Here is a 23,795-nt window from a genome sequence, read left to right on the forward strand (position 1 = left end):
CATGGACGCGCTGACCGCAGCCCTGAAAGTCGCAGCATCCGGCCTTGGCGCCCAGTCCGAACGCCTGCGCGTTGTTTCTGAAAACCTCGCCAATGCCCAGTCGACCGGCACCACGCCCGGCTCCGACCCGTATCGCCGCAAGACCATCAGCTTCGTTTCCGAACTTGACAGAGCCTCGGGCAGCTCGACCGTCGAAGTGAACTCGATCGACCGCGACCCGAGCGACTTTCCCGTCGAATTCCAGCCCGGCAACGAAGCCGCCGATGAGAAGGGCTACGTCAAGATGCCCAATGTCAACGTGCTGATCGAAATGGCCGACATGACCGAAGCCAACCGCTCCTACGAGGCCAACCTGCAAGTCGTGAAGCAGGCGCGCGACCTCATTTCCATGACCATCGACCTGATGAGGAACCAATGATCGTGAACGGCATCGGCGCGCTTAACCTGAAGCCGGGTCTGGGCGACACTACGACTGACCTGCTTCAAGGCGGCGTTGCGCCCGCGGCGCCCGGCAACCTTGGCACGTCCTTCGCCGAGGCGCTGAGCCGGGCCGCCTCCAAAACCGTCAGCACGATGCAGAATGCCGAGCAGGTGTCGATGCAGGCACTCAAGGGCGACGCCGATACCCGCCAGGTCGTCGATGCCGTGATGAGTGCTCAGCAGGCGCTTCAGACCGCCGTCGCCATCCGCGACAAGGTCGTTTCGGCCTATCTCGAAGTTAGTCGTATGGGCATCTGAGGAACAGGCCATGAAAGCACTCGCCATCGCCGCCACCGGCATGAATGCCCAGCAGACGAATCTGGAAGTCATCGCCAACAACATCGCCAACATCAACACCACCGGCTACAAGCGGGCACGCGCCGAATTCTCCGACCTGCTCTACCAGGTCGACCGCACGCAAGGCGTGCCCAACCGCTCGAACGCCTCGCTGGTGCCGGAAGGCGTCTCGATCGGCCTCGGCGTCAAGACGACGGCCGTACGCAACGTCCACACCCAGGGCGAACTGACCAGCACCGGCAACAGTTTCGACATGGCGCTCACCGGCCGGGGCTGGTTCCAGATCGAGGGCGCCGATGGCGGCACGCTCTACAGCCGCGCCGGTGCCTTCAACACCAACGCCACCGGCCAGTTGGTGACCGTGGACGGAGCCAGTGTCATTCCGGCCATCAACGTGCCTGTCGACGCCGTCGAGGTCATCGTCAACAAGACCGGCCAGGTCTTCGCCCGCATCGATGGCCAGACCGACCTGCAGAACCTCGGCCAGCTTCAGATCGCGAACTTCGCCAACGAGGCGGGCCTCGCCCCGCTCGGCGACAACCTGTTCCAGGAAACGACCGCCTCCGGCCCGGCCAATGTCGGCGTTCCCGGCGACCCCGGCTTCGCCACCATCCAGCAGGGCTACCTCGAGGCCTCCAACGTCGATCCGGTCAAGGAAATCACCGAGCTGATCTCGGCGCAGCGCGCCTATGAGATGAACTCCAAGGTCATTCAGGCCGCCGACGACATGGCCTCCGTCGTCTCCAAGAACATCAGGTAACGATGGCCATGCCGATCTCCTGCTCCGCATTCCGCCACACCGCGCTCGTCCTTGCGCTGGTGACCGGCGGCATGCCGGCTTTCGCCCAGGAATCGACAAACCAATCGACAGGTCAATCGGCAAACCAATCGGCTACTCAGATCGCCAGCAATCAAGCCGGCGGCGAGGTCGTGCTGATCCCCAACCGGGTCATCTATCCCGGCGAGACCATCGAGCTCACCGCCTTGAAACAGGTGACCCTGATCCCGGGCAAGCACAAGCCCGAGGCGATGGCGACGCTGGCCGAGGAACTCCAGGGCAAGGTCGCCAAACGCACGCTGCTGCCCGGCCGCTATATTCCTTCGACAGCCGTTCGCGATGCCTGGCTGGTCGAACAGGGCGCAGCCGTGCAGGTCTTCTTCATCTCGGGCGGCCTGACGATATCGGCCACCGCCGTGACATTGCAGCCCGGTTCCGCCGGCGACCTCATCAAGGTTCGTAACAGCGACAGCGGCAAGATTCTCTCCGGCACGGTGATGGCCGACGGAACCATCCAGGTCAGCGCTTCATGATGCGTCCGCTTGCCCTTCTGCTGGCGGCCTTGCTCGGCCTGCAGCCGGCGCTGGCTGACGGCCTGACACCCAAGGCCAAGCGCGAACTCGCGGCCAGGAATGGCGGCGTCTACGACGATCCCGAATACGATCCGGCCACCACCACTCGCATGTTCCGCGTTTCGCCCGGGCCAAGCTCGCTGCCGCCTGGCCAGGTCGCCTCGCGCATCAAGGACATCGCCCAGCTGCAGAGTTCGCGCGACAACCAGCTCGTCGGTTACGGCCTGGTCATCGGGCTTGCCGGATCGGGCGATAGCCTGCGCAATTCGCCGTTCACCGAACAGTCGATCCGCGCCATGCTCGAAAACCTCGGCATCGCCACCGAAGGCGGCAGCGCACGCGCCAAGAACGTCGCCGCCGTCATCGTCACCGCCAACATGCCGCCCTATGTGCAGTCGGGCGCGCGCATCGACATCGACGTCTCCTCGATGGGCGACGCGACCTCGCTTGCCGGCGGCACGCTGATCATGACGCCGCTGAAAGCGGCGGACGGCGAGATCTACGCCGTCGGCCAGGGCGCGGTCATCGTTTCGGGCTTTACCGCCCAAGGGCAGGCCGAGCAATTGACGCAAGGCGTGCCGACCGCCGGCCGGGTGCCGAACGGCGCCATCGTCGAGCGTTCGGTGAAAGCCGAGTTCGACGACCAGGCGATCCTCACGCTGCAATTGCGCAATCCCGATTTTTCGACCGCCATCCGCATCGCCGACGCAATCAACGACTACACCAGCCAGCGCTTCGGCATGCGCGTGGCGGGCGAGCGCGATTCCCGAACCGTGCAGATCAGGCGGCCGAAGAATGTTTCGGCGGCGCGCTTCTACGCCGAGATCGAGAATCTGGTGGTCGAGTCCGACACGCCGGCCCGCGTCGTCATCGACGAGCGCACCGGCACCATCGTCATCGGCAACGACGTCAAGATTTCGCGCGTCGCCATCAGCCACGGCACGCTGACCGTGCGCATTACCGAAGCGCCGCGCGTCGTGCAGCCCGAACCCTTCTCCAAGGGCGAAACCGCCGTCGAGCCGTTCACCGCCATCGACGCCAGCCGGCCGGACGCCCGTGTCGCCGTGCTGGACGGGCCGGACCTGCAGACCCTCGTCTCCGGCCTCAACCGGCTCGGCGTCAAGCCGGACGGCATCATTGCCATCCTGCAAGGCATCAAGTCGGCTGGCGCCCTGCAAGCCGATCTGGTTCTCCAATAGGCGATGCCGATGATCCTTTCCCTCTCACCCCATGAAAAACGTCGCTCCGGCGCGATCCTGCTCGCCATAGCTACCCTTGCCGCCATGTCCTTTTCCGGCAGCGCGCGCGGCGAGGATACAGTTCGCCAGGTTCTGCCCGGAGCGCAGCCCGCCGTGGCACCACAGCAATTGACACGGCAGAAGGCACCGGACCAAAGCGAGATCGAGCGCTTTTGCTCAAACATAGCCGATGCCGCCCGTGACCGCCGCTATGCCTTGCAGGCCGAGGAGCTGAAGCAGCTCCAGGCCGGTATCGACGAGCGCATGAAGGCTCTGGACGCAAAGAAGGCCGAATACGAGACCTGGCTGAAGCGGCGCGAGGTCTTCCTGGCCCGGGCAGAGGACGGCGTCGTCAAGATCTATGCCGGCATGAAGCCCGATGCCGCGGCCGAGCGCCTGGCAATCGTCAACGCAGACCTCGCCGCGGCCATCCTGATGAAGCTCGATTCGCGCAAGGCCGGCGTCATCCTCAATGAAATGGACCAGAAGGCGGCGGCGACGCTCACCGGCATCATGGCCAGCGCAGCCCGAAGGGTAGATCCGTCATGATCCGCAGAACGCTCATCCTGTTCGCGGTGGCTGCGCTGTCCGGCTGCGGCACCAACCTCAAGGAAGTCGGCAAGGAACCGGCCCTCTCTCCGGTCGGCTCGGGCATAGACGGCGGCGATACCGGGTCCCTTTACAAATATCCCGAGACGCCGCGCGCGCCGGTCAAGAAATTCTCGCTGTGGGACGATCGCCAGAGCCGGCTGTTCACCGATCCACGGGCACTGTCTCAGGGCGACATCCTGACCGTCAGGATCAAGATCAACGACCGCGCCAACTTCAAGAACCAGAACGACCGGAGCCGTACCGCCAACCGCAAGCTCGGTTTCGATATCAGCGCCCAATGGGACAAGATCGGCAGCACTGCCGGCAAAGGCGCTGGAGCGCTGAATTCCCAAACCGACACGACCGCCGATGGTGAGATAAAGCGATCCGAGACATTGGAGCTCAACGTGGCGGCCATCGTCACCGACGTCCTGCCCAATGGCAATCTGATGATCACAGGCTCGCAGGAAGTGCGTGTCAATGCCGAACTCAGGGTGCTGACCATCGCCGGCATCGTGCGGCCGGCCGATATCGGCGCCGAGAACACGATCCCCTACGAACGCATCGCCGAAGCGCGCATTTCCTATGGCGGACGCGGCCGTATCACCGAGGTCCAGCAACCCCCCTACGGCCAGCAGGTTCTCGACCAGGTTCTTCCGTTCTAGGATTGGGAAGCGAAAACGTGGCCAACGTCGAACAGCTTCAGCATCGCAAGGGTCCTTCCCTCGCCGTCCAGGGTGCCATGCTGCTGGTGGTGACGGCCGCCGCCATCGGCATGGGCTGGATGTCGGGCGGCTATCTCAAGGGTGTCGGCGCACCGTCATCGGTGCCGGCTGCGGAGAATGAGGGCAAGACGGCCGAGCCCGCCGCCACGCATGAAGCTGGCACGGGATCGACCCTCGTTGCACTGGCGCCGATCACCACCAACATCGCCTCGCCCGCAGAAACCTGGCTCAGGATGGAAGTGTCGGTGGTCTATGACGCGCCGCAGCCGCCGGCCATGTCGGAGGACATCCATCAGGATCTTCTGGCCTTCGTCCGCACCTTGAAGATGCACCAGATCGAAGGCGCCAGCGGCTACCAGCACCTGAAGGCAGATCTCGACGAACGCGCGTCGATCCGCAGTCAGGGACACGCCAAGCAAGTACTCATCAGGACATTTCTGCTCGAATGAGAAAACTCCTTCTCGCCGCGGCGCTGATTGGCGCCACCACATCGATCGCAGCGGCCCAGCAGCTGGATCTTGGCGGCATCGGCAAGGCCGACGGCGCCACCGTCGGCTACATCATCCAGATGTTCGGCCTGCTGACCGTGCTGTCGGTAGCGCCGGGCCTGCTGATCATGGTGACCAGCTTCACCCGTTTCGTCATCGCCTTCTCGATCCTGCGCGCCGGCATCGGCCTGCAATCGACACCCGCGAACCTTATCCTGATCTCGCTATCGCTGTTCATGACCTTCTATGTCATGGCGCCGACCTTCGACCAGGCATGGAACACCGGCGTCAAGCCGCTGATGGACAATCAGATCAGCCAGACCGAAGCCTTCGACAATATCTCGGATCCGTTCCGCACCTTCATGCTGCACAATGTGCGCGACAAGGATTTCGACCTTTTCGCCGACCTCGCTCGCGAGCGCGGCCAGACCGTTTCGCGCGACACCGTCGACCTGCGCATCCTGGTGCCTGCCTTCATGATTTCCGAGATCCGGCGTGGCTTCGAGATCGGCTTCCTGATCGTGCTGCCGTTCCTGGTCATCGACCTGATCGTCGCCACCATCACCATGGCGATGGGCATGATGATGCTGCCGCCGACCGTGGTGTCGCTGCCGTTCAAGATACTGTTCTTCGTGCTGATCGACGGCTGGAACCTGCTCGTCGGCAGCCTGGTGCGCTCGTTCAACTGATCGTCCGCACCGTAACGCCTCGGTAGAAGCACCGTCCGCCGAAGGGGCTGGACGGGGTGCACGGCATCGTCGAAATTACCCAAATTATTTTCGGTTAACCTTCCGGTTTAGCCCTTTGGTAGGGACTTGCCGCCATATTCGCTCGCAGATGGCGGGTGATCGAAACAACGGTCATTGGCATGATGCCGCTCCGTCATACCGGGAAAGCCGGTATGTCAAAAAAACACCTGTAAAAACAAGGTACGAGTAGCATGGCCAGTATCATGACGAACGCCGCAGCGTTGACCGCGCTGCAGAGCTTGAACGCCACCCAGAAGAGCCTTGACACCACCCAGTCCCGCATCTCGACGGGTTATCGCGTCTCCCAGGCTTCGGACAACGCCGCCTACTGGTCGATCGCCACGACGATGCGCTCCGACAACCAGGCCATGTCCACCGTTTCGGATGCGCTCGGTCTCGGCGCTTCGAAAGTCGACACCGCCTACACCGGCATGAACAGCGCGATCTCCACCATCAACCAGATCCAGCAGAAGCTGACCGCATCTTACGGCCAGACGGATGCGTCGAAGGAAAAGACCCAGGTCGAAATCGCCGCTCTTCAGAAGCAGCTGAAGGCCTACGCCGATGGCGCCACCTTCTCCGGCACGAACATGCTTTCGGTGTCCACCGCTACCGGCACGGCTGCCGACGTCAAGGTCGTTTCGGCCTTCAACCGCAGCTCCACCGGCGCGGTGTCGATCTCGACGATCGACGTCAACGTCGAAAGCATCAAGCTGTATGATGCAGGCGCAACGCCGACCGCGAAGGGCATCCTCGACGCCGACCGCCTCGGCATCAGCGGTGTTGCTGCAACGGCCTCGGCCCCGACCCTCGGCGCTGCCGCGGCGGCCACCGACACCTATTCGGTCNTCAGCGGTGTTGCTGCAACGGCCTCGGCCCCGACCCTCGGCGCTGCCGCGGCGGCCACCGACACCTATTCGGTCGCCTCGTTGAAAATCTTCTCGGGCACCACGGCCGCCAGCGATACTCAGATCCAGCAGATGATGACCGTCGTCGACGCCGCGCTCAAGGATATGACGACCGCCGCCACCAAGCTCGGCGCCGCCAAGAGCTCCATCGACCTGCAGAAGACCTTCACCTCGAGCCTGATGGACTCCATCGACCGCGGTGTCGGCCAGCTCGTCGACGCCGACATGAACAAGGAATCGACCCGCCTCCAGGCTCTGCAGGTCCAGCAGCAGCTCGGCGTCCAGGCGCTGTCGATCGCCAACGGTTCGTCGCAGTCGATCCTGTCGCTCTTCCGCGGCTGATCGCTCTCACCAACCACGAACAGCACTAGAATATCGGGCCGCGCCAAAAGCGCGGCCCGATTTGCGTTTGCGCCAGCCCCGCGCAACGCTCGTTCCTTAACTCTCGAAAGCAAGCCTTTAACAAGCCGTTAACCATAACGCGCTAGTCATGGTTAACCATTAGCTTACAACGGATTGGCGAATCGACGGCAATCCATGGGCGGGCCAGCGGCTCGCGAGGGCAATGCCGGTTTTGAGAAACCGGCTCGGAAAAAGGAGCGAGTTTCTTGGCGAGCATCATGACAAACGCTGCGGCGTTGACGGCACTTCAAAGCCTTAACGCCACCAACAAATCGCTCGAGCACACGCAGGCCCGGATATCGACGGGTTACAGGGTCTCCGAGGCCTCGGACAACGCCGCCTACTGGTCGATCGCCACGACGATGCGCTCCGACAACCAGGCGCTGTCGACCGTGCAGGATGCACTCGGTCTCGGCGCCTCGAAGGTTGACACCGCCTATACCGGCATGAACAATGCGCTTGATACGATCGGCAAGATCAAGACCAAGCTGCTCTCCACCATTGGCCAGACGGCTGCCGCCAAGGCAAAGACGCAGACCGAAATCACGGCGCTCCAGGCGCAGATGAAGTCCTTTGCGGATGCCGCCACCTTCTCGGGTTCGAATTTCCTGTCGGTGACATCCACGCAGGTCGCGGCCGCAAATGACGGTGTCCAGCCTGACGCCAAGATCGTCTCGTCCTTCAATCGCTCCTCATCGGGCGCGATCTCGCTCGGAACGATCGACATAAATGTCGAGAGCACCAAGCTGTTCGATTCCGGCTTGGCGACCGATGTCAAAAACCAAGGCACGCTCGATCGCCAGACCTCCGTCTATGCCACCGCGGCCGCCCAGAGCCTGTACGACAACGCTTATGCGACCGCGCTCGCCGGCGGCGCCACCGATATTGCCGCCAACACGGCCGGCCAAACCGCGGCTGGCGCGGTCGTGGCCAGGATCGACAACGTTTCCGCCTACAATCTCGACATCACGGCGGCCGGCGTGACCGACGACATCATCACCCAGATGGTCGGCAAGATCGACAAGGTCATGAGCCAGCTGACCGACCAAGCCACCATCCTCGGCGCCGCCAAGAGCTCCATCGACCTGCAGAAGACCTTCACGCAGAGCCTGATGGACTCCATCGACCGTGGCGTCGGCCAGCTCGTCGATGCCGACATGAACAAGGAATCGACTCGCCTGCAGGCGCTGCAGGTGCAGCAGCAGCTCGGCATCCAGTCGCTGTCGATCGCCAACAGCTCCTCGCAGTCGATCCTGTCGCTGTTCAAGAACGGCTAATCCAGCCGTAGCTGACGGACACCCCACCTCCAATTCACGGGCCGCGCGCAAGCGCGGCCCGATTTCATTTTCGCACAAGCTTCGAGGGCTAGTGTTCCGGCGGACAGTCATGCTGGGAGTCGCTCTATCGTGCCGGAACAGATCCAGAGCATCATCTCGAATCTTCGCGGTTTTGGTGTGAAACGCCTTGCCATGCTGGCGGGTATCGCCGTCCTGGTGATGGGCGTCATCGGCATTGCCTCGGTCTATCTCAACCGCCCTGCCTACGACACGCTCTATGTCGGGCTCGATCGTTCCGACGTGAACCAGATCGGCCTGGTGCTGGGCGAGGCCGGCATTGGTTTCGACGTCGGCTCCGACGGAACCTCCGTGCTGGTGCCGGCCGGCACCACGGCGCAGGCGCGCATGCTGCTCGCCGAAAAGGGCCTGCCCACCAGTGCCAATGCCGGCTACGAACTGTTCGACAATGTCGGCGCGATGGGCCTCACCTCCTTCATGCAGCAGATCACCCGCGTGCGTGCGCTCGAAGGCGAGATCGCCCGCACCATCCAGTCCATCGCAGGCATCAAGGCGGCGCGCGTCCACATCGTCATGTCCGAACGCGCCAACTTCCGCCGCGACGAACAACAGCCCTCCGCATCGGTCGTCATCCGCTATTCCGGCATCGACGCCGAGAAAAGCGCCATGTCGATCCGCCATCTCGTCGCCGCCGCCGTGCCGGGCCTGTCGGCCGACAAGGTGACGGTGCTTGATTCCAACGGCAATTTGCTGGCCGCGGGCGATGATCCCTCCAACACCAGTGCTGCCCGCACGCTCGGCGTCGAGCAGACGGTGGAGGCACAGATCGGCGACAACATCCGCCGCGCGCTCACCCCCTATCTCGGCCCGGACAATTTCCGCGCCAGCGTCAAGGCCGAGATCAACACCGACACCCGCCAGACCGAAGAAACCATTTTCGACCCGAATTCCCGCGTCGAACGCTCTGTGCAGTCGGTGCGGGCCAACGAAAACAGCAACCAGAAGCAGGCTTCGACCCCGGCCAGCGTCGAGCAGAACCTGCCGGAGACCCAGGCGACCAGCACCGAGGGTCCGCAGACCTCTTCGGCGAACGACCGCAAGGAGGAGATCACCAATTACGAGATCAACTCCAAGAAGATCGCCACCGTCTCCAATGGCTACACCGTCACCAAGATGTCGATCGCCGTCGTCGTCAACCAGGACCGGCTGAAGACGATCCTGGGCAAGGAAGCGACCCCCGAAAAGATCGCCAAGCGCGTCGCCGAGATCCAGAAGATGGTGAGCTCTGCCACCGGTTTCGACGACAAGCGCGGCGATGTCATCGACGTCTCGGCGGTCGAATTCATCGACGGACTGGATGGCGAGGCGGTTCCGCAAGCTGGAATGCTCGATTCCATCGGCCAGCACGCCGGCACGCTGATCAATGCCGGCGCCTTTATCGTCGTGGTGTTCCTGGTCGCCTTCTTCGGCCTGCGGCCGATGGCGGCCGCGCTGACGGCAAAGGCGACGCCCGCTATTTCGGGCCCCAACTTCGATGAGGTCCAGCGCTCGTTGCCGACACCGGAGGCAGCCGCTTCCGCCAATGCCGCCGTCGGCGCGTTGCCCAGTGCGAGGCCCGGCGCCACCCCGCTCGACGATCTACGTCAGAAAATCAGGCCCGCGCCGCAGGAGCGGCTTGCCCGCATGGTCGACATCAACGAGGAACGCACCGCGCAGATCCTGCGCAAATGGGCGGCCCAGGAAGTCGCGGCCTAGACCATGCCCTCCGCAACCCTTTTCGATCTCCTCCCTGATTTCGGTACGCGCGCGCAGCGTGTCAGCCCGCCTCAGGCCACGGCCGACCCTCGGCGGCCCCCTGAACCGGCGGCATCCCAGGCCGATATCGGCATCCTGATCGCCGAGGCGGTTGCCCAGGCGGAGGCCACACTCACGGAACGCTTCTCGGCCGCCCATGAAGCCGCGCTGGAAGCGGAGCGCCATGCCAATGCCGAGGAAGCGAGGATCTTTCTGGAAAGCTTCGGCGGCGATGTCGGCAACGCCGTGTCGTCGCGCATCGACGCCATGGAGGCGCGTGTCACCGACCTCGTCGCCGCCACGGTCGCCCGCATCATTGGCGGCGTCGTCAGCGACGACGTGCAGAAGCGTTCGCTTGAAGCGCTGGCCGGCGCGGTTCGTGAAGCTGTCGGCGACAGCGAAGCAGTGCGTATCGCCGTGCGCGGGCCGCTCTCGCTGTTCGAAACACTGAAGGCATCGCTCGGGCCGCGCACTGCCAATCTCGACTTCACCGAGGCGCCCGGCTTCGACTTGACCGTCAACATCGACGAAGCGGTGTTCGAGACCCGCATGGCCGAGTGGTCGGAAACTCTGTCCGAGGTTCTGTCGTGAGCGTCGCTGAAGCCGATCACGGCAGGCACGAGATCATCATCGTGCGGCATGCCCATGGCGACCACGACGAAGGTCACCACGGCGGCGTCTGGAAGATCGCCTTCGCCGACTTCATGACGGCGATGATGTGTTTCTTCCTGGTCATGTGGCTGATCAACGCCGCCAACGAACAGACCAAGGCGGCTGTCGCCAGCTATTTCAACCCCGTCAAGCTGGTCGACCGCAACTCGAGCCGCAAGGGCCTGGAAGACCTTGGTGACGGTCCGAATGCGATAGGCGCGACCGCCGAAAGCCCGCAACAGGCGACAGGCAAGAGCGGGCAGGACGGCACCGGTGGCGCGGGCACATCCGAACGCAAACAGGACAAGCAGGAACAACAGCAGTCCGAGAGGTCCGACGAGCATCTCTTCGCCGACCCTTACGCGGTGCTCTCGGAGATCGCCACCGACACCGGCGTCATGCAGAACGTCAGCCAGAAGGGCGACGGCGGCGCGCAAAGTGCCGGCCCGGCGACCGGCGCCTCCGGTGGCGCATCCTATCGCGATCCCTTCGAGCCGGATTTCTGGTCGCAGCAGGTCGCGGCACCGGGCGCCGAGGCGAGTGCCCAGCGCCCCAGGATCGAAGGCGACCCGGTCAAGCCCGGCGACAAGGGCGCCGAGACACAGGTCGCCAAGGTCAAGGCCGTGCCGCCGGCACCGCCTCTCAAGGACGCGCCCCTCGAGCCCTTGGCCAAGGATGCGGCCGCGACGATGGCCAAGGCCAGCGATGTCAAGCCCGGCGATATCAAAGCCGGCAATACCAAGGCCAGCAATGCAGAGGCCGGACAAGGCAACGCCGCGGAAGCGGCCAAGGCGGACGCTAACCCTGCCAGCCGAGAAGCCGCGAAGCCTGAGGCCGCGGAAAAGGCACCGACTGCCGCCGCGCTGAAGGCGGCGGCCGACGTCAAGCGGCAGCTGGCCGATGCCTTCAAGCCCGGCGACAAGCTGCACGACGGCGTCTCGGTCGAAGCCACGGACAAGGGCGTCGTCATCTCCATAACCGATCAGCTCGACTTCGGCATGTTCGAAGTCGGCTCGGCGTTGCCGAGCCGCGAACTGGTGTTGGCGATGGAAAAGATCGGCCGTATCGTCAACAGCCAGAAGGGCACCATCAGCATCAACGGCCACACCGATGCACGCCCCTTCCGCAGCGACAGCTACGACAACTGGCGGCTGTCGACGGCGCGCGCCCATTCCGCCTACTACATGCTCGTGCGCGGCGGCGTCGACGAACGCCGCATCACCGAAGTCGCAGGCTTCGCCGACCGCCAACCGAAGGATCCGGCCGATCCCATGGCGGCGGTCAACCGTCGCATCGAGATATTGATGGCGGCCGGCGGATGAGACGGGTGGCCGTCACCAGCCGCATGATGGGCCTGTTGCTGCTGGCCGCCGGACATCCATCGTCCGGCTTCGCCCAGGATGCGCTGCAGCCCTATCAGCTGGTGCGCTCGCTGCAGCTCATCCAGGACCGCATCGCCGCCGGCGATCACGCCGCCATGCCGATGCAGGCCAAGCTGCTCGAGATGACCGATGCGCGTCTGCGCGAGGCGGATGCGCAGGATTTCCAGGAACCAAAGAATTTTCGCGCGCTCCTGGTCTATGGCATGAGCGGCGGCAATCCGGTGACTGTCGAGGCAGCCGTGTCACGTGCCGCCGCCGATCCGGGTGACCTGGCCATCGCCAAGGGCGTGATCGACTATCTGAATGGCCGGCCCGGCGACGCGATCAAAGCCCTCGAGCCGATCGATCCGATGGCGCTGCCCGGCGATCTCGGCGCATTCCTGGCCCTGGTCAAGGGGTCGCTTCTCGCTGGCGACGAGCCGGCGGCGGCACTCAAATTGCTCGATGAGGCCAAGCTGCTCAGCCCCGGCACGCTGGTCGAGGAAGCGGCCTTGCGGCGCTCGGTCGGCATTGCCGTGGCGCAAGGCGACGCGGCGCGTTTCGCGCTTGCTTCAACGCAGTATGTCGAGCGCTACCTCTATTCGCCCTATGCCAGCCAGTTCGCGGATTCCTTCGTCTCCGGGGTCATCGCGCTGCACATGTCGATCAGCCAGGACAAGCTGGCCGACATCACCTCGATGATGGATCCCGAGCGCGAGAAGGTGATCTATCTGCGCATCGCCCGCCGTGCCGCGATCGACGGCCTGAACGAGTTGTCGGCCTTCGCGTCGACGCGCGCCGAACAGGGCCGCGACGGCAACACCAATCAGGACGATCCGCGCGCCCTGCTTTATTCCAGCCTGTCCACCGTGACCTCGGACACCATCGAGGATGTGCGCACCAAGCTCGGCAAGATCGATCGCAGCAAGCTGTCGGATGGTGACCGCGACCTGCTCGACGCCGCACAGGCCATCGCCGGTGAAGTGGTGGCGCCACCCGCTTCTCTTCCAGCCGCAAGTCCGGCGCCCGCGGCAGCTGCGCCGACGCAACCCGAAGTTACCGCCGCGCAGGCCGCCGACGCCGCCGGGTTGCCGCCCGTCGAAGGCGCTGCCTCCGAACAGCCCGTGGTTGCGCCAGCCGATGGCGTCGCGACCGTTGCGCCGAGCGCGCCGGTTCCTTCGGCCGAAACCGCAGCCGTCCTCCCGGCCTCGGCGCCCGCAGCCTCGGCCAGCCCTGACAAGACCGACCCGACCGACGCCGCCATGATGAAAACCCGTCGACAGCTCGACCTGATCGACCAGATGCTTGGAGCCGCCCCGAAATGACACCCAGCCTCGGCCCAGGCCTGCCAGGATTTACCGCCGCGCGCACCACGGCGGACCAGCCCGCCGTGCCGGGAAAGAAGGATGATGACGGCTTCGGCAAGATGGTGCACGCCGGCGCGAACCCGGCCCGCCCGGAAAAGCAGCCGCCGACCGAGGCCGGGTCGCGCGATCCGCGCTGGAGCAAGCTCGCCGCTGGCCTTGCGGCGCAGACGGGCGAGGACAAGCCGATGCCGGACGGCAAAGCGCGGGCCGCACGGGCCGCACCGACCGGATTGACGGCGGCGAAATCCACGAAAGACGGCAAGGATGCCCAGGCGGCCAAGGACACCGACGCTGGAACACCGGCGTCGGACGCCGGCGCAACGCCACTTGACGATCATCTGCCGCTTCTGATGGCATTTCATGACCTGCGCCATTTCTCGACATCGACCAAGTCGGCCGACGTCGGCGAAACCGGCCAGAACGCCGCTGTCGAGGGGCAGGTTCTGCCGAAGGGCTACAGGCCGAAGTCGGCCGCCGGGAATGGCGACGTCGAACCTATGTCGAAGCCTGAGCGGGCGTCGCTCGTCGACGGGCCGTTGACGAAACTTGACGACCCGTCCGCGCGCGACGCCGCCGCTGGCGCGCCACGGCGCGACAATGCGATCGCCGCCGGCCCTTTGCCGGAGACGACCCCGGCCGACGTACCCGGCGTGGATCCGAAACAGGCGGCGCCACAGCTGAAGTCCATCGCCGACGTTCAGTCTTCGTTGCGTTCCGAACCAGGAAAACGGCTCTCGACGGCCGGGCGCATCGAAGTGGTTTCCGAACGCAACTTCCCTGCCCCGCCGCAGGCGCCGATGAGCCAGGCAGCGCTCAGCGTGATCGGCGCCATAACCGCCGATGGCGGCCCGCAGCAGGTGCATTCGACGGCTTCCGCGGCCACCCAACTGGCCAGCCCTGTTGCCGTTCCGACACATGTGTTGAAGATCGAACTCCACCCGGCCGAACTGGGCCTGGTCACGGCACACCTTCGTCTCTCCGGAGAACAACTCTCGATTGAACTGAAGCCCGAAACACACGATGCCTACCGTCGGCTTTCCAGCGATAGCGAGGCGATCGTCAAGTCGCTGCGCGGGCTGGGCTTCGAGGTTGATAAGGTCACCATCATGCAACCGTCGGTGGCGGTTGGGGCTACAACTCGGACGGATGCAACCGCGTCGATGACCGCGGTGCCTGACCGCGACCAGTCGTCCTTTCAGCCCGGAAATTCCAGCGGCGGCAATGGTGGAGCCGGCGGCCAGCAACCCGGCCAGCAATCCGCAAGGGGTAACCACGATGACGCGCAAGCACACGGCCGCGCCGTTTCGCCTTCTCGCGAGCGCGCTGGCGGCGATATCTTTATCTAGCCTTGCGGGCGGCGCCGCTGCCGCCGCCAATCCCTGCGAGCCCGAGATCCTGCGTGCCGCCGACCGCTACGGCATACCCGCCGGCATCCTCTACGCGGTTGGCCTGACAGAGACCGGTAAGAAAGGCAGCCTTCAGCCTAACGCTTTGAACATAGAAGGAAAAGCAGTCTTCCCGAAAAGCCGGACCGAGGCACTTGCCACCTTCGCCAACGCCCAGCGCGAGGGCAAGACGCTGATCGATCTCGGCTGCATGCAGATCAATCATCACTACCACGCCTCGCATTTCCGCAGCGTTGAGGACATGCTCGACCCCCGCCAGAATGTCGACTACGCGGCACGTTTCCTGGCCGGTCTCCATGCCCGCCACGAGACCTGGTCGATGGCCGTCGCGCGCTATCATGCCGGTCCCGACAACAACCCGGCGCAGAAGGTCTATGTCTGCCGGGTCATCGCCAACATGGTTGCCACCGGTTTTGGCAAATGGACAACCAACGCCCGGTCCTTCTGCAACCCATAGGCGTATTTTCAGCCTCCTATATGCTAGCCGCACTGCACCGTGGCTCCATTTTGACTTGGCCCCTCAAGCATATTTGGCTGCACGCTAATGCAACCGGCACGATTCCAGACTCCCAAGAAACTAGTTACAAGAAATGACCGTGTTCAGGATTCCCGCCACCGGTTACGCCTCTTTCCACGGGGCAAATGTGCTGATTCGGAGGCGGGGCCGATGATCGTTATCGTTGACGAGCGAGAGCTCGTAACAGAGGGATACAATTCACTTTTCGACCGCGAGGGGGTCGCCTGCGCGGGTTTCGCGCCCGGCGAGTTCGGCGAGTGGGTGAACTCGGCCGCCGACGCCGATCTGCGCTCGGTCCGCGCCTTCCTCATCGGCGACTGCCGCGAAGGCTCGATCTCTCCACGCCAGATCCGCGACCGCACCGGAGCTCCTGTCATTGCTCTCAGTGAACAGCATTCGCTGGAAAACACGCTGCGGTTGTTCGAGAGCGGCGTTGACGACGTCGTCCGCAAGCCCGTCCACATCAGAGAGATCCTGGCCCGCATCACCGCCATTCGCCGCCGCGCCCAGGAGGACGTCGCCTACACCGAGATCGGCGCCATGCGCATCTTCATGGACGGCCGCGATCCCGAGATCGACGGCCAGCCGCTGCCCTTGCCGCGCCGTGAACGCCGCATCCTCGAATATCTGGCGAGCAACCGCGGCCGCCGGGTTACCAAGACCCAGGTGTTCAACGCCATCTACGGCATCTTCGACGAAGAGGTCGAGGAGAACGTGGTCGAAAGCCACATCAGCAAACTGCGCAAGAAGCTGCGCGAGAAGCTGGGCACCGACCCGATCGATTCCAAACGCTTCCTCGGCTACCGGCTGGTGTTCTGATGCCGTATCGCGCCAGCTTCGCGCAAGACAAGGCGCGTAGCCTCGCCGCCAGTGGCATGGATATTGCGGAGACATCTCGATGAGCCTCTACGGAATGATGCGGACCGGCGTTTCCGGCATGAACGCACAGGCCAACCGCCTGTCGACGACAGCCGACAACATCGCCAATTCCGATACCACCGGTTACAAGCGATCCTCCGCCGAATTTTCGACTCTGATCATGCCGTCGACGGGTGGCGCCTACAATTCCGGCGGCGTCACCACGACAATCCGGCAGGCGGTCAGCGATCCGGGCGTGCTCCAATACACCACCTCCGTCTCCGACCTTGCCGTCAGCGGCGATGGCTTCTTTGTCGTCCAGGATCCCAGCGGTACGCCCTATCTGACCCGCGCCGGCGCCTTCGTTCCCGACGCGCAGGGCCGCCTGGTCAACGCGGCCGGCTTCCAGCTGATGGCCTACAGCTACGCCAACGGCACGCCGGCTGCGACAGTGAACGGCTTCGAAGGTCTGGAGCCGGTTGTCATCTCAGACCAGGGATTGACCGCGACTCCGAGCACCGCGGGTAGCTTCAGCGGCAATCTGCCTGCAGGTGCGACAGCGGTCGCCACTGCCAACCTGCCCGGCGCCAACGCGGCCACCGCACAGTACACCTCGAAATCGTCGATGGTCGCCTATGACAACCTCGGCAACAAGAAGCTGCTCGACGTCTATTTCACCAACACGGGTACCGGCACTTGGCAGGTGGCGGTTTTCGACCAGTCGAAGGCGACGGCTGGAACATCGTTCCCCTACACCGGCGGCGCACTCGGCACAGCCAACCTGACCTTCGACACCACGACCGGCAAACTCACCGGCACGCCCACCAGCGTTTCATTCACCGTGCCGGGCGGCGCGAGCCTCAATCTCGATTTGTCGACGCTGACCCAACTCGGGACCGGCTTCACCGTTTCCGACGCCCAGGTCAACGGCAACGCGCCGAGCACCATCGACAAGGTCCAGATCAGCAAGGACGGCACCATCTACGCCCAGTACAAGGACGGCACCTCCAAGCCGCTCTACAAGATACCGCTTGCCGACGTTCAGAGCCCGGACCAGCTCAAGGCCCTTCCCGGCAACGTCTATGCCCAGGGCACTGATTCCGGTGCGGTCCGTGTCGGCTTCGCCAACGAAGGCAAGGCCGGTTCCATCATCTCCGGCGCGCTCGAAAACTCCAATGTCGATATCGCCGAGGAACTCACCGACATGATCGCGGCGCAGCGCAGCTACACCGCCAATTCGAAAGTCTTCCAGACCGGTTCCGACCTGATGGACGTCCTTGTCAACCTGAAGAGATAAACCGGGCGTCGCCCGTGAAAGACCAGCATGTCGCTATCCTCCGCATTGAGTATCGCCCAATCGGCGCTTATGAATACCGCGCGGCAGACCAGCGTTGTCTCGCGCAACATCGCCGACGCTTCCAATCCGGATTACACGCGCCGCATCTCCGTCATCACCAGCACGGCGCCCGGCGCTCGTTTCGTTGACGTCCAGCGTGCGGCCAACGACCTGCTGTTCCGCCAGAACCTCGGTGCCCTGTCGGCGTACAGCGGTCAGAACGCGCTCTACAGCGGCATGGATCAGCTGGACGTTTCGGTCAACGGTGTCGACAACGCGTCATCGCCCTCGACGGCGATCGCCAATCTGCAGCAGGCGCTGCAGCTCTACGCCACATCGCCGTCCAACCAGAATCTCGGCTCGAGCGTCATCGATGCGGCCAAGCAGGTCGTGCGCTCCCTGAATGAAGGCTCCAAGGCCATTCAGGATTTTCGAACCCAGACGGACGGCCAGATCGACACGGCGGTCAAGGACCTTAACTCGCTGCTTGGCCAGTTCGAGGACGCCAACCAGGCAGTCATGTCCGGAACCCGTTCCGGCACCGATGTTTCCGACGCTCTCGACCAGCGCGACGCGCTGCTGAAGAAGATCTCGAACTATGTTCCGATCTCGACCTTCACGCGCGGCGACAACGATATGGTCATCACCACGGGCGACGGCACGACGCTGTTCGAGACGATACCGCGCACGGTGAGCTTCACGCCGGCGGCCGGCTATGCCGCCGGGGCCGCCGGCAACACCGTCTATATCGACAACGTGCCGATTTCGGCGGGAACCGGTGGCAACACAACCGCCAGCGGCACGCTTGCCGGTCTGCTGCAATTGCGCGACGGCGTCGCCTCGACCATGCAGAGCCAGCTCGACGAAACCGCGCGCGGCTTGATCATCGCCTTTGCCGAGACCGCCCCGTCGATGCCCAACGCCGCCGGCCTGTTCACCTGGTCTGGCGCGCCGGCGGTGCCGGCCGCGGGCACGCTCGTCAACGGTCTTGCCGGCACGATCGGCATCAATGCCGCGATGGATCCAACCGTCGGCGGCAACCCGACATTGCTGCGCGATGGCGGCGCCAACGGTGTGGCCTATGTCGCGAACACCACGGGCGGCGCCTCCTATTCCAACCTCCTGATCGCTTATGGCGACCGACTCGACAACCCGATGACGTTCGATTCCGCGGCGGGTATTTCGGCGACGTCCAGCGTTTCCGACTACGCCGCCAATTCGATCGGCTGGCTCCAAAGCGTGCGCCAGCAGGCTTCGACCGCCGCCGACGCCAAGGAGGCATTGGCACAGCGCAGCGCCGACGCGCTGTCCAACGCGACCGGAGTCAATATCGACCAGGAAATGTCGCTGATGCTCGATCTCGAACACACTTACCAGGCATCGGCCCGGATGATGAAGACAGTCGACGACATGATGACGGCGCTGTTGAGCGCGGTGGGATAAAGCCATGACTTCCGTCTCTTCTGCTGCCCTTTCGAACGCCGCGCGCTATCAGCAGATGCGCATGCAGGCCGATCTTGTCAAAGCCACGAAAGAGTCCTCGACCGGCAGGATCGCCGATGTTGGACTTGCGCTGGGTGGACGCACCGCCCAGTCCGTCACCTTTTCGCGCGATCTCGACCGGCTCAACGTCATTGTCGATTCGAACGGACTGGTCGCGGCCCGGCTTTCATCGACCCAGACCTCGCTCGGCCAGCTCTCAAGCGTCGCGCAGACCTTCCTGTCCAGCCTGACCACGGCATCGTCGGGCGACAACTCCGACAGCCTGACCCGGTCGACCGGCCAGACGACGATCCAGCAGCTTGCCTCGATCCTCAACACCAGCGTCAACGGCGAATACCTGTTTGCTGGCACCAACACCGACGTCAAGCCGATCAACGCTTTCACCGCGCCCGGCTCACCCGCCAAAGCCGCCTTCGACGCCTCTTTCGTCGCCAATTTCGGCTTCCCGCCCAATGACCCGCTCGCCGCCAACATCACCGCCGCCCAGATGGACGACTTCATCACCAACGACGTCGAGCCGCAGTTCCTCGGCTCTGGTTGGCAGGCCAACATGTCGAATGCCACCGACCAGCAGATCGTCAGCCGCATCGCGCTCAACGAAACCACCGAGACCTCGACCGGCGCCAACAGCGATGGCATCAAGAAGCTTGCCATGGCCGCTGCCATGGTCAGCAGCCTGATGTCCACAAACATCAGCCAGGCTGCGAAAGATACGATCGTTAGCCGCTCGCAGATCTTGGTAGGCGAGGCGCTGAGCGGCATCGCCCAGGTCCAGTCGGAAACCGGCATCGTCCAGAAGCGTGTCTCGGACGCCAGCGACCGCATGAAGACGCAGGTCGACCTGTTCGAACGGCACATTCTCGATCTCGAAGCCGTCGACCCGGCGGAAGCCGCGACCCGCGTCGCCGATCTGACGCAGCATATCGAGACGTCCTTTGCTCTGACAGCGCGCCTGCAGCAGCTCAGCCTGTTGAATTACCTGACCTGACAACTCCAGCGGAACGGTAGAGCCAACGATGTACCAATTCTCCTACGCCGACGTTCAAAGCACCTCCGTCTCGGACGCCAAGGACCGTGAGCGTGAGCTTTTGACCCGCTCGATCGACATGCTGTCGGCGGCGGCCGCCGCCGGCCAGGATTCGAAGGAGGCGGTGGAGGCACTGCATTTCACCAACCGTGTCTGGACGACCTTCGTCGAGGATCTCGGCTCCAGCGACAATGCGCTTCCCAAGGAATTGCGCGCCAACCTGATTTCCATCGGTCTGTGGCTGCTGCGCGAGGCGGAAGATATTCGCCAGGGTCGCACCGACAATTTCGAAGGGCTGATCGAAGTGTCCCAGATCATCCGCGACGGCATTCAATGACCAACACGCTGAAGATCTCGTTGAAGCCGAACGAGAAGATCTACATCAACGGCGCCGTCATCCGCGTCGACCGCAAGGTTACCGTCGAACTGATGAACGATGTGCAGTTTCTGCTCGAGAGCCATGTGATCCAGGCCGAAGAGGCCTCGACACCGCTCAGGCAGTTGTACTTCATCCTGCAGGTCATGCTGATGAACCCCGCCGGCGCGGACGAAGCGCGCGAGATGTTCCGCCGCTCCCTGCCCCTATTCCTGGCCAGCTTCGAGGACGCCGAGATCTGTGGCACGCTGAAGCAGATCGACCGCATGGTCGGCGAGGACCATATCTACGAGGCATTGAAGGCGATCCGTTCGCTTTATACTCTCGAACGCCGCGCGCTTGGCGGCAATGACGATGTACCGGGCGCGTCGCGCCCGCTTGCCGTGGGAGCACGCTACTAATGACCGTGGACATGACGACGACGATACCGGTCGGCTCCAATTCGACCACCACGTCGACCTCGAAGACAGCGGTCGACTACCAGTCCTTCCTGAAGCTTCTGATCGCCGAGATGAAGAACCAGGATCCGACCAAGCCGATGGATTCGACGCAATACGTCGCCCAGCTCGCCACCTTCTCGCAGGTCGAGCAGTCGGTTCAGACAAACACCAAGCTCGAGCAGATCATGCAGTCCTCCGCACTGTCGCAGGCCGACGCCATCATCGGCCGCACGATCACCTCGGCCGACGGCAAGACCACCGGAACGGTGGCTTCGGTGACGCTCGCCAGCAACGGACTTATCGCTGTGCTGCAGGATGGCACCCAGGTTCCCGTCGGCGCAGGCGTGTCGATCAAGCCGGCAAGCTAGGCCAACCGCCACATGAACGAGGCCGACGCACTCGACATCGTCCAGTATGCGGTGTGGACGGTGCTGACCGCGTCCGCTCCGGTCGTGCTGGTCGCCATGGCGGTCGGCATCGGCATCGCCCTCATTCAGGCGCTGACGCAGGTCCAGGAGATCACCTTGACCTTCGTCCCGAAGATCGTCGCCATCATGCTTGTGGTGGCGCTGACCGGCCCGTTCATCGGCGGCCAGATATCGGCCTTCACCAACGTCATCTTCGAGCGCATCCAGAACGGGTTCTGAGCCTGGAAGTATCCGTTTTGATCAAGGGGTTTTAGGGACCCATTCTTGCTGCGCTTTGAGGAGAGCGTTTGCCAGGGGCGGCATGGAGCTTTTCCTTCGCTTGCATGCCGGCGGCCAGACCGCGGGCCACCTACCGAGATGCTGCATGCCGCGAGGCACGTTGAGATAAGGCATCCGGCAAGCCAGTGGAAGCGTGGCCCTTTGCTATCCCCTTGTTGGACCATGATCTTCCGCGCAAGACATTCGCCCTTTGCGGCGCGATGCCATAGTTTCGGCAAACCATCCGGGGAAACGATCAGCGCAAGGATCAGCACGCCGTGGCAGGAACCCATTCATGATTGACGAAAACCCGGAAAGCGAAGGCGTCTCGGCGCTGGCGCCCTTCCGGCATGGCATCTTCCGCGGCGTATGGGCCGCGAGTCTCGTCTCGAATTTCGGAGGCCTGATCCAGGGCGTCGGCGCGGCCTGGATGATGACAACGATCGCCACCTCGCCCTATCAGGTCGCGCTGGTCCAGGCCTCCACCACCTTGCCGATCATGCTGTTCGCGCTCGTCGCCGGCGCCATCGCAGACAGCTTCGACCGGCGCAAGGTGATGCTGGTCGCCCAGACCTTCATGCTGTTCGTCTCGGTGCTTCTGACCGTATTCACCTACTACAATTTGCTCACGCCCTGGACGCTGCTGGCCTTCACCTTCCTGATCGACAGCGGCACGGCGCTTAACAGCCCCTCCTGGCAGGCTTCCGTTGGCGACATGGTTCCGCGCAACAAGGTGCCTGCGGCTGTCGCGCTGAATTCCATGGGCTTCAATCTAACGCGCAGCGTCGGCCCGGCGATCGGCGGCATCATCGTCGCCGCCGCTGGTGCCGCGGCCGCCTTTGCGGCGAATGCGGTGAGCTATATCGGCCTCATCGTCGTGATGGCACGCTGGAAGCCCGATGTCCCGGTATCGACCTTGCCGCGCGAGTCGCTGGGCGCGGCCATGGGCGCCGGCCTGCGCTATGTCGCCATGTCGCCCAACATCGGCAAGGTGCTGGTCAGGGGCGCGGCCTTCGGCTTCAGCGCCGGCGCTGTCCTGGCGCTCCTGCCGCTTGTGGCGCGCGACGTCGTCAAGGGCGACGCCTTGACCTACGGCATCATGCTCGGGGCCTTCGGCATCGGCGCGGTCGGCGGCGCGCTGATCAGCGTGCGGCTGCGGCAATTGCTCTCCAGCGAGACGATGGTGCGCTGCGCCTTCGCCGGCTTCGCGGTTTGCGCCTTCAATGCGGCGATCAGCCAGCATGCCTGGCAGACATCGCTTGGCCTGCTGGTCGGCGGTGCCTGCTGGGTGATCGCGCTCTCGCATTTCAACGTCACGGTGCAAATGGCGACGCCGCGCTGGGTGGTCGGCCGGGTCTTGTCGGTCTACCAGACCGCGACCTTCGGCGGCATCGCGCTCGGCAGCTGGATCTGGGGCGTCGTCGCCGATGCGCATGGCGCCGAAACGGCGCTGATCGCGGCCGCCATCGCCATGCTGGCCGGCGGCGCCATCGGCCTCGTACTGCCGCTGCCGCAGCAGCAGGTGCTGAACCTCGACCCGCTCAACCGCTTCAAGGAGCCGCATCTGGCGCTCGACCTGAAGCCGCGCAGCGGTCCCATCGCCATCATGATCGAATATGTGATCCGGCACGAGGACGAGGCGGAATTCCTCGCCACCATGGCCGAACGCGGACGCATCCGCCGCCGCGACGGCGCCCGCAACTGGACGCTGGCGCGCGATCTCGAAAATCCCACGATATGGATCGAGCACTATCACACGCCGACCTGGCTCGAATATGTCAGGCACAATAGCCGCATCACCCATGCCGACGCCATGGTCGGCGAACGCCTGCGGGCGCTGCACAGCGGCGACGAGCCGCCGCGCGTGCGTCGTGTGATCGAGCGTCCGACGACCGCCGGCACGACGCTCGTGATGGCCAAGGGACCGATCGAGCATTGACGGCGGTCGCG

The 23,795-nt window shown here is 64.0% G+C and carries 26 protein-coding genes; all 26 read left to right on the top strand.

Translation table 11 applies throughout. The annotated features are described in order from the left end of the window. Nucleotide 1: 1 nt before the first annotated feature. The 26 genes from flgC (at nucleotide 2) to X741_RS150130 (ending at nucleotide 23,784) form a co-directional block, all read left to right on the top strand. On the top strand, nucleotides 2–418 hold the full coding sequence (flgC, locus tag X741_RS150255; RefSeq protein WP_013893216.1) for a flagellar basal body rod protein FlgC: 417 nt from the start codon (nucleotides 2–4) through the stop codon (nucleotides 416–418). Then, the gene (locus X741_RS150250) at nucleotides 415–738 is read left to right on the top strand and encodes a flagellar hook-basal body complex protein FliE (protein ID WP_023765743.1); all 324 of its coding nucleotides are present in this window, start codon (nucleotides 415–417) and stop codon (nucleotides 736–738) included. Before flgC ends, X741_RS150250 begins: the two co-directional genes overlap by 4 nt. A gap of 10 nt (nucleotides 739–748) precedes the next feature. Then, nucleotides 749–1,537, top strand: a complete 789-nt coding sequence (flgG, locus tag X741_RS150245; RefSeq protein ID WP_013893214.1) for a flagellar basal-body rod protein FlgG — start codon at nucleotides 749–751, stop codon at nucleotides 1,535–1,537. A 2-nt stretch (nucleotides 1,538–1,539) separates the two neighbouring features. Beyond that, the gene (gene flgA, locus X741_RS150240) at nucleotides 1,540–2,088 is read left to right on the top strand and encodes a flagellar basal body P-ring formation chaperone FlgA (protein WP_023778464.1); all 549 of its coding nucleotides are present in this window, start codon (nucleotides 1,540–1,542) and stop codon (nucleotides 2,086–2,088) included. Nucleotides 2,089–2,237: 149 nt separating this feature from the next. Beyond that, entirely contained in the window at nucleotides 2,238–3,326 is a 1,089-nt protein-coding gene (locus tag X741_RS150235) for a flagellar basal body P-ring protein FlgI (protein ID WP_224730695.1), read from the top strand. A 3-nt stretch (nucleotides 3,327–3,329) separates the two neighbouring features. After that, nucleotides 3,330–3,914, top strand: a complete 585-nt coding sequence (locus X741_RS150230) for a MotE family protein (RefSeq protein ID WP_032927980.1) — start codon at nucleotides 3,330–3,332, stop codon at nucleotides 3,912–3,914. Then, entirely contained in the window at nucleotides 3,911–4,621 is a 711-nt protein-coding gene (flgH, locus tag X741_RS150225) for a flagellar basal body L-ring protein FlgH (RefSeq protein WP_023778466.1), read from the top strand. Before X741_RS150230 ends, flgH begins: the two co-directional genes overlap by 4 nt. Before the next feature lie 17 nt (nucleotides 4,622–4,638). After that, nucleotides 4,639–5,130 carry a flagellar basal body-associated FliL family protein gene (locus tag X741_RS150220; protein WP_023765747.1) on the top strand — a complete coding sequence of 164 codons (492 nt, stop codon included), beginning with the start codon at nucleotides 4,639–4,641 and terminating at the stop codon, nucleotides 5,128–5,130. Continuing rightward, the gene (gene fliP / locus X741_RS150215) at nucleotides 5,127–5,858 is read left to right on the top strand and encodes a flagellar type III secretion system pore protein FliP (protein WP_023778467.1); all 732 of its coding nucleotides are present in this window, start codon (nucleotides 5,127–5,129) and stop codon (nucleotides 5,856–5,858) included. The genes X741_RS150220 and fliP overlap by 4 nt, the downstream gene beginning before the upstream one ends. 251 nt (nucleotides 5,859–6,109) lie before the next feature. Further along, complete coding sequence (locus tag X741_RS150210; protein WP_023778468.1) at nucleotides 6,110–7,168, top strand: flagellin; 1,059 nt, start codon at nucleotides 6,110–6,112, stop codon at nucleotides 7,166–7,168. A 266-nt stretch (nucleotides 7,169–7,434) separates the two neighbouring features. Continuing rightward, nucleotides 7,435–8,505 (top strand): flagellin, encoded by a 1,071-nt coding sequence (locus tag X741_RS150205; protein WP_023778469.1) that lies wholly within the window; start codon nucleotides 7,435–7,437, stop codon nucleotides 8,503–8,505. A gap of 129 nt (nucleotides 8,506–8,634) precedes the next feature. Continuing rightward, a complete protein-coding gene (gene fliF / locus X741_RS150200) occupies nucleotides 8,635–10,278 on the top strand; it encodes a flagellar basal-body MS-ring/collar protein FliF (RefSeq protein WP_023778470.1) in 1,644 nt (547 codons plus the stop codon). Nucleotides 10,279–10,281: 3 nt separating this feature from the next. Beyond that, nucleotides 10,282–10,908: a hypothetical protein gene (locus X741_RS150195; RefSeq protein ID WP_023778471.1), complete on the top strand. Its 627-nt coding sequence runs from the start codon at nucleotides 10,282–10,284 to the stop codon at nucleotides 10,906–10,908. Beyond that, nucleotides 10,905–12,290 (top strand): MotB family protein, encoded by a 1,386-nt coding sequence (locus X741_RS150190; protein ID WP_023778472.1) that lies wholly within the window; start codon nucleotides 10,905–10,907, stop codon nucleotides 12,288–12,290. Before X741_RS150195 ends, X741_RS150190 begins: the two co-directional genes overlap by 4 nt. Continuing rightward, entirely contained in the window at nucleotides 12,287–13,654 is a 1,368-nt protein-coding gene (locus X741_RS150185) for a chemotaxis protein (RefSeq protein ID WP_023778473.1), read from the top strand. Before X741_RS150190 ends, X741_RS150185 begins: the two co-directional genes overlap by 4 nt. Next, nucleotides 13,651–15,042: a flagellar hook-length control protein FliK gene (locus X741_RS150180; protein WP_023778474.1), complete on the top strand. Its 1,392-nt coding sequence runs from the start codon at nucleotides 13,651–13,653 to the stop codon at nucleotides 15,040–15,042. Before X741_RS150185 ends, X741_RS150180 begins: the two co-directional genes overlap by 4 nt. After that, the gene (locus X741_RS150175) at nucleotides 14,972–15,559 is read left to right on the top strand and encodes a transglycosylase SLT domain-containing protein (protein WP_051410475.1); all 588 of its coding nucleotides are present in this window, start codon (nucleotides 14,972–14,974) and stop codon (nucleotides 15,557–15,559) included. The genes X741_RS150180 and X741_RS150175 overlap by 71 nt, the downstream gene beginning before the upstream one ends. 210 nt (nucleotides 15,560–15,769) lie before the next feature. Then, nucleotides 15,770–16,438, top strand: coding sequence for a response regulator transcription factor (locus tag X741_RS150170; RefSeq protein WP_013893200.1), 669 nt, complete (start codon nucleotides 15,770–15,772; stop codon nucleotides 16,436–16,438). A gap of 79 nt (nucleotides 16,439–16,517) precedes the next feature. Further along, entirely contained in the window at nucleotides 16,518–17,774 is a 1,257-nt protein-coding gene (locus X741_RS150165; RefSeq protein WP_023765758.1) for a flagellar hook protein FlgE, read from the top strand. 27 nt (nucleotides 17,775–17,801) lie between these two features. Beyond that, a complete protein-coding gene (gene flgK, locus X741_RS150160; RefSeq protein ID WP_023778476.1) occupies nucleotides 17,802–19,256 on the top strand; it encodes a flagellar hook-associated protein FlgK in 1,455 nt (484 codons plus the stop codon). Between the two features lie 4 nt (nucleotides 19,257–19,260). Beyond that, nucleotides 19,261–20,304, top strand: coding sequence for a flagellar hook-associated family protein (locus X741_RS150155; protein ID WP_023778477.1), 1,044 nt, complete (start codon nucleotides 19,261–19,263; stop codon nucleotides 20,302–20,304). Between the two features lie 28 nt (nucleotides 20,305–20,332). Further along, on the top strand, nucleotides 20,333–20,680 hold the full coding sequence (gene flaF / locus X741_RS150150; protein ID WP_023765761.1) for a flagellar biosynthesis regulator FlaF: 348 nt from the start codon (nucleotides 20,333–20,335) through the stop codon (nucleotides 20,678–20,680). After that, nucleotides 20,677–21,120 (top strand): flagellar biosynthesis repressor FlbT, encoded by a 444-nt coding sequence (flbT, locus tag X741_RS150145; RefSeq protein ID WP_023765762.1) that lies wholly within the window; start codon nucleotides 20,677–20,679, stop codon nucleotides 21,118–21,120. Before flaF ends, flbT begins: the two co-directional genes overlap by 4 nt. A gap of 11 nt (nucleotides 21,121–21,131) precedes the next feature. Next, nucleotides 21,132–21,527, top strand: coding sequence for a flagellar hook assembly protein FlgD (gene flgD, locus X741_RS150140; RefSeq protein WP_031250183.1), 396 nt, complete (start codon nucleotides 21,132–21,134; stop codon nucleotides 21,525–21,527). 12 nt (nucleotides 21,528–21,539) lie between these two features. Beyond that, complete coding sequence (fliQ, locus tag X741_RS150135) at nucleotides 21,540–21,806, top strand: flagellar biosynthesis protein FliQ (protein ID WP_013893193.1); 267 nt, start codon at nucleotides 21,540–21,542, stop codon at nucleotides 21,804–21,806. Nucleotides 21,807–22,140: 334 nt separating this feature from the next. Beyond that, nucleotides 22,141–23,784, top strand: coding sequence for an MFS transporter (locus X741_RS150130; RefSeq protein ID WP_023778478.1), 1,644 nt, complete (start codon nucleotides 22,141–22,143; stop codon nucleotides 23,782–23,784). Nucleotides 23,785–23,795 lie beyond the last annotated feature (11 nt).

It is taken from the genome of Mesorhizobium sp. LNHC221B00 (assembly GCF_000502935.1).
GTDB lineage: Bacteria > Pseudomonadota > Alphaproteobacteria > Rhizobiales > Rhizobiaceae > Mesorhizobium > Mesorhizobium opportunistum.

What these genes read in the sequence shown, in the direction of transcription:
- flgC (WP_013893216.1), top strand. Translation starts at nt 2, where the DNA reads ATGGACGCGCTGACCGCAGCCCTGAAAGTCGCAGCATCCGGCCTTGGC.
- X741_RS150250 (WP_023765743.1), top strand. Translation starts at nt 415, where the DNA reads ATGATCGTGAACGGCATCGGCGCGCTTAACCTGAAGCCGGGTCTGGGC.
- flgG (WP_013893214.1), top strand. Translation starts at nt 749, where the DNA reads ATGAAAGCACTCGCCATCGCCGCCACCGGCATGAATGCCCAGCAGACG.
- flgA (WP_023778464.1), top strand. Translation starts at nt 1,540, where the DNA reads ATGGCCATGCCGATCTCCTGCTCCGCATTCCGCCACACCGCGCTCGTC.
- X741_RS150235 (WP_224730695.1), top strand. Translation starts at nt 2,238, where the DNA reads ATGTTCCGCGTTTCGCCCGGGCCAAGCTCGCTGCCGCCTGGCCAGGTC.
- X741_RS150230 (WP_032927980.1), top strand. Translation starts at nt 3,330, where the DNA reads ATGCCGATGATCCTTTCCCTCTCACCCCATGAAAAACGTCGCTCCGGC.
- flgH (WP_023778466.1), top strand. Translation starts at nt 3,911, where the DNA reads ATGATCCGCAGAACGCTCATCCTGTTCGCGGTGGCTGCGCTGTCCGGC.
- fliP (WP_023778467.1), top strand. Translation starts at nt 5,127, where the DNA reads ATGAGAAAACTCCTTCTCGCCGCGGCGCTGATTGGCGCCACCACATCG.
- X741_RS150195 (WP_023778471.1), top strand. Translation starts at nt 10,282, where the DNA reads ATGCCCTCCGCAACCCTTTTCGATCTCCTCCCTGATTTCGGTACGCGC.
- X741_RS150185 (WP_023778473.1), top strand. Translation starts at nt 12,287, where the DNA reads ATGAGACGGGTGGCCGTCACCAGCCGCATGATGGGCCTGTTGCTGCTG.
- X741_RS150180 (WP_023778474.1), top strand. Translation starts at nt 13,651, where the DNA reads ATGACACCCAGCCTCGGCCCAGGCCTGCCAGGATTTACCGCCGCGCGC.
- X741_RS150175 (WP_051410475.1), top strand. Translation starts at nt 14,972, where the DNA reads ATGACGCGCAAGCACACGGCCGCGCCGTTTCGCCTTCTCGCGAGCGCG.
- X741_RS150170 (WP_013893200.1), top strand. Translation starts at nt 15,770, where the DNA reads ATGATCGTTATCGTTGACGAGCGAGAGCTCGTAACAGAGGGATACAAT.
- X741_RS150165 (WP_023765758.1), top strand. Translation starts at nt 16,518, where the DNA reads ATGAGCCTCTACGGAATGATGCGGACCGGCGTTTCCGGCATGAACGCA.
- flgK (WP_023778476.1), top strand. Translation starts at nt 17,802, where the DNA reads ATGTCGCTATCCTCCGCATTGAGTATCGCCCAATCGGCGCTTATGAAT.
- X741_RS150155 (WP_023778477.1), top strand. Translation starts at nt 19,261, where the DNA reads ATGACTTCCGTCTCTTCTGCTGCCCTTTCGAACGCCGCGCGCTATCAG.
- flaF (WP_023765761.1), top strand. Translation starts at nt 20,333, where the DNA reads ATGTACCAATTCTCCTACGCCGACGTTCAAAGCACCTCCGTCTCGGAC.
- flbT (WP_023765762.1), top strand. Translation starts at nt 20,677, where the DNA reads ATGACCAACACGCTGAAGATCTCGTTGAAGCCGAACGAGAAGATCTAC.
- flgD (WP_031250183.1), top strand. Translation starts at nt 21,132, where the DNA reads ATGACGACGACGATACCGGTCGGCTCCAATTCGACCACCACGTCGACC.
- fliQ (WP_013893193.1), top strand. Translation starts at nt 21,540, where the DNA reads ATGAACGAGGCCGACGCACTCGACATCGTCCAGTATGCGGTGTGGACG.
- X741_RS150130 (WP_023778478.1), top strand. Translation starts at nt 22,141, where the DNA reads ATGATTGACGAAAACCCGGAAAGCGAAGGCGTCTCGGCGCTGGCGCCC.